Origin of the sequence: Methylobacterium variabile (genome assembly GCF_001043975.1) — a bacterium.
GTDB lineage: Bacteria > Pseudomonadota > Alphaproteobacteria > Rhizobiales > Beijerinckiaceae > Methylobacterium > Methylobacterium variabile.
Map to the genome: position 1 here is coordinate 1 of NZ_LABY01000501.1, position 1,298 is coordinate 1,298.

The 1,298-nt window shown below is 69.8% G+C and carries 4 protein-coding genes; 3 read left to right on the forward strand and 1 reads right to left on the reverse strand.

The annotated features are described in order from the left end of the window. From VQ02_RS34170 to VQ02_RS34180, 3 genes are all read left to right on the forward strand, one after another. Positions 1 to 460: LysR substrate-binding domain-containing protein (locus VQ02_RS34170; protein ID WP_245239945.1), on the forward strand; the 460-nt coding region annotated here is incomplete at its 5' end. 43 nt (positions 461 to 503) lie between these two features. Next, a complete protein-coding gene (locus tag VQ02_RS34175; protein ID WP_048448732.1) occupies positions 504 to 779 on the forward strand; it encodes a BrnT family toxin in 276 nt (91 codons plus the stop codon). After that, entirely contained in the window at positions 748 to 1,026 is a 279-nt protein-coding gene (locus tag VQ02_RS34180) for a helix-turn-helix domain-containing protein (RefSeq protein ID WP_048448727.1), read from the forward strand. Before VQ02_RS34175 ends, VQ02_RS34180 begins: the two co-directional genes overlap by 32 nt. Before the next feature lie 140 nt (positions 1,027 to 1,166). Here the strand turns inward: VQ02_RS34180 and VQ02_RS39660 are convergent. After that, positions 1,167 to 1,298 (reverse strand): ATP-binding protein (locus VQ02_RS39660; protein WP_157080937.1); only part of this gene is annotated, 132 nt, incomplete at its 5' end.

Consider the following 1,298-nt stretch of genomic DNA (forward strand, 5'->3'; position numbering starts at 1 on the left):
CCCCCTGACGCGAGGAGGCGTCGACGTCGAGGCGTTCTGTAAGGCGCCCCTCGTCCTGGGGGTGCCAAGGGGTCACCCTCTGGCAGCACGCCCCCAGGTCACGCCAGCGGATCTGGACGGCGAGCCCCTCATCGCGCTCCCGCAGACCAGCCTGTCGCGCCAGCGCCTCGACCGGGCCTTCGCCCGCGCCGGCTTGACCTGCCGGCCGGCGATCGAGGCGCAGTACGCCGCGCTGGTCGCGATCCTCATCGCCCGTGGTCTGGGCGTCGGACTCCTCGATCCATTCACGGCGTCGGGCTCCGACGGCCGCGGTCTGGCCCATGTCCCTTTCCATCCCTCGATCCTGTTCGAGGTGGCCGTGCTGCACCCGACGCAGCGGCCCTTGTCCCGGGCCGCACGCGCCTTCCTGGCCGTGATCCGACGCGAGCGGGCCTCCGTGCTGAACGACAGCCCCAACTAGCCCGCGTTGCGGGCTATACGGAAATTCCGTATGATCTCCGTCCATGACGCCCGACCGGTTCGACCCCGCCAAGGACGCGATCAATCGCCAGAAGCACAAGCTGCCCTTGGCCTTCGGTGACCGGATCTTCGAGGACGACGATCACCTGCTCATCCCGTCCATTCGTGAGGTCGACGGGGAGGAGAGGTTCAAGGTGGTCGGGATCGTTGAGGAGAAGCTGTTCACCGGCGTGTTCGTCTGGAGGGGGGACCTGCCCCGGTTCATCTCGGTGAGAAGGAGCAACAAGGGTGAAGAGCGAACCTATCGCACTGCCGGCTGATCCGGCCGACGTCGAGGATTTCGCCGTCACGGTCGATGCCCTCGACCGCGGCCAGCGCGCGCGCCTGATCCGCAGGACGCGGACCGGGCTCGGCCTGTCGCAGACTGAGTTCGCCAATCGCTTCCGGGTCCCGGTCGGCACGCTGCGCGATTGGGAGCAGGCGCGGGCGACCGCGCCGGACTTCGCCATTGCCTACGTGCGGGTCATCGGGCGGCACCCGGACATGGTGGCGGAAGCCGTCGCGTAGATGCGGCGCGCAACCTTCCTCGCCACGGTCCAACGCGGCCGGGCCGCCTTGCTCCAGCCGGCAGTCTCATCGCAAGCCGTTCACCGCATCAGGTGAAGATCGGGTACGGAAGCTCTCCGTGGCCTTCGCGCCGAGCAGTGTCAGGCGAGGGTGACGGTGGCCTCGAGCCCGCCGCCCGCGCGGTTGCGCAGGGAGAGCCGGCCGCCGATTGCCCCGGCGAGCTGCTCGGCGATGGCGAGGCCGAGGCCGGTGCCGCCGGTGTCGCGGCTGCG